Origin of the sequence: Plesiomonas sp., assembly GCF_051650925.1 — a bacterium.
GTDB lineage: Bacteria > Pseudomonadota > Gammaproteobacteria > Enterobacterales > CAMTGL01 > Plesiomonas.
The window spans coordinates 1-2,900 of sequence record NZ_JBOFRH010000456.1 but is presented as its reverse complement, the minus strand read 5'-3'; the positions used below and the strand labels follow the sequence as shown (position 1 = coordinate 2,900).

Annotated in this window: 2 protein-coding genes and 1 pseudogene; 2 read left to right on the top strand and 1 reads right to left on the bottom strand. The window is 45.9% G+C overall.

The window, feature by feature from the left end; genetic code table 11:
- Positions 1-1,410: lysine decarboxylase LdcC (locus tag ACRC27_RS11065; RefSeq protein ID WP_438639883.1), on the top strand; the 1,410-nt coding region annotated here is incomplete at its 5' end.
- A 221-nt stretch (positions 1,411-1,631) separates the two neighbouring features.
- Entirely contained in the window at positions 1,632-2,126 is a 495-nt protein-coding gene (locus ACRC27_RS11060; protein WP_438623399.1) for a metal-dependent hydrolase, read from the top strand.
- Between the two features lie 215 nt (positions 2,127-2,341).
- On the opposite strand, the pseudogene ACRC27_RS11055 reads toward ACRC27_RS11060, so the two are convergent.
- Positions 2,342-2,900, bottom strand: a pseudogene (locus ACRC27_RS11055) (5-methyltetrahydropteroyltriglutamate--homocysteine S-methyltransferase); the annotation flags it as partial.

Below are 2,900 nucleotides of genomic sequence, written 5' to 3'. Positions count from 1 at the left end.
AACTGCCATAAATCATTAACCCATTTGATGATGATGAGCAATGTCACCCCACTCTATTTTCGCCCGACACGTAATGCCTACGGTATTTTAGGCGGCATTCCACAGAGTGAATTCAGACGTGATGTGATTGAAGCTAAAGTCAAAGCAACGCCAAATGCCGCTTGGCCTATCTACGCGGTGGTCACCAACAGTACCTATGATGGTTTGCTGTACAACACCGGTTTTATCAAAGATACCCTTGATACCAAATTCATTCACTTTGACAGTGCATGGGTGCCCTACACTAACTTCCACCCTATTTACAAAGGTAAATACGGTATGAGTGGTGGCGGTGTCACCGGTAAAGTGATTTATGAAACACAATCAACCCACAAACTGCTGGCCGCATTCTCACAAGCCTCAATGATTCATGTGAAAGGTGAAATTGATAAAGAGATTTTCAGTGAAGCCTACATGATGCATACATCAACATCACCACTGTATGCCATTGTTGCATCAACCGAAACGGCAGCGGCAATGATGAAAGGCAACACCGGCCGCTTGCTGATTGACTCTTCCGTTCAGCGCGCCGTACGTTTTCGTAAAGAGATCAAAAAATTGCGGGCAGAGTCAGACAGCTGGTTCTTTGATGTCTGGCAACCCGATGATATTCAAGATGCAGAGTGCTGGAATCTCAGCCCGAATGAGAAATGGCACGGGTTTAAAGATATCGATGCCGATCATATGTATCTCGACCCGATTAAAGTCACTATTTTGACCCCAGGTCTGGATAAAGATGGCAATTTGGAAGAGAGCGGAATACCGGCGGCTCTTGTCTCTAAATTCCTTGATGAGCAAGGTATTATTGTCGAGAAAACTGGCCCGTATAATATGCTTTTCCTGTTCAGTATCGGTATCGATAAACCCAAAGCGATGCAACTGCTGCGCGGGCTGACTGACTTCAAGCGTGGTTATGATCTGAACTTAAAGGTGAAAAACCTGTTGCCTTCGCTGTATGCTGCTGACCCGCAATTTTACAACGATATGCGGATTCAAGAGCTGGCTCAAGGCATTCATAAACTGACCATTAAACATGATTTACCGAAAATCATGTTCCATGCCTTTGAAGTCTTACCACAAATGATTGTGCCGCCTTATCAGGCATTCCAAGAAGTATTACAAGGCAATACCGAAGAAGTTGCTCTAGAAGATATGGTTGGCAAAATCAACGCCAACATGATCCTGCCGTACCCTCCGGGTGTTCCTCTGATTATGCCGGGTGAAATGGTGACAGAAGAGAGTAAACCGGTGCTGGAGTTTTTGAAAATGCTGGTTGAAATCGGGCGTCACTATCCGGGCTTTGAAACCGATATTCACGGCTGTCACCCGCATGCCGATGGGCGTTACATGGTCAGCGTACTCAAACGTTAACCACAAAGCGTAAATATCAAATAGCCGTTACCGTACAATAACGTTCCCTAAACCCGCATAACATGCGGGTTTATTTTTTATACAGCCCCTCAGTATTTCACCATCAGCACCACGAGGTTAATGGCATTATTTTGCCTCATCACCCCATCACCTCTATACATCTGCTGCTCTACTGATAATATATACAGTAATATTATGACTAATAACTCTATGACGTAACCATGACTGCTCAAGGGCATCTCTTATTTTCTGTTGCTTGCATCGTACTGGCTAAAAAAGCAGGGCTTACTCCGGAATTGATCCAACTCGATTGGTGGCATGCTGTGCCTGCAGCACTGGCAACTGCGCTGCTGCCAGATATTGATCACCCCCGTTCGGTGTTGGGGCAAAAACTGAGATGGATCTCTATCCCAATATCAAAAATTTTTGGTCATCGTGGTTTTACCCACAGTTTGTTGGCCGTGGCCATTGGCTTGTGGTGTTTACTGCACAAGTGGCCAACCTCAATCCCTATCCCTCCCGGAGTGATTGACGCACTGGTCATTGGCTATATGAGCCACTTGCTGGGTGATGCACTGACACCGGCGGGTATTCCACTGTTTTGGCCCGTGAAACAGCGTTTTCGACTGCCGCTACTGCGTTTTCGTACCGGCAGCAATATGGAAACCATTGTCTGTGTGATCTTACTGGCCGGATCGCTGTGGTGGAAACACTGAGTTGTCATTAATACACCGAGCATAATGCGCTAACGGTGCTCCCAAAACAAAAGCCATCAGGGTAAGATCCTGATGGCTTTATTGGTTTTCTCTGTAGATTTAACGGTTCTGACTCATCCTCGATCTTTTAATACTAAAACCCTTAAGTATAGATTTCTCAATCCTAGCATTTTTAATCCTAGAGCCTTCCCCGAGATAGCTTAATCCAACACACATTAACCAGTGATATTCGCATTCAGCTTATACTCGGCTCGTAAGTTTTTTGCTGCATCTACCATGTTAACCAGTGCCAGACGCGTCTCTTCCCAACCACGCGTTTTCAAACCGCAATCTGGATTGACCCACAAGCGCTCTGCTGGAATTTTTTCCGCCGCTTTACGTAACAGCGCTTCCATCCACTCGACACTCGGAATGTTCGGTGAGTGAATATCATATACCCCTGGCCCTATCTCATTCGGGTAATCAAAATGCTCAAATGCATCAAGCAAGTCCATATCTGAACGTGAGGTTTCAATAGTGATAACGTCAGCATCAAGCGCGGCGATGGAGTCAATCACATCATTAAATTCGCAATAACACATGTGGGTGTGAATTTGGGTATCATTTGCCGAACCTGCTGCTGAAATTTTAAAAGCTTGCACCGCCCACGCGAGGTACTCAGCATGTTCAGCTTCACGCAGTGGTAAACCTTCACGCAGTGCCGGTTCATCAATTTGGATAATCCCAATGCCGGCAGTTTCCAGATCAGTGACCTCATCACGCAGTGCCAGCGCT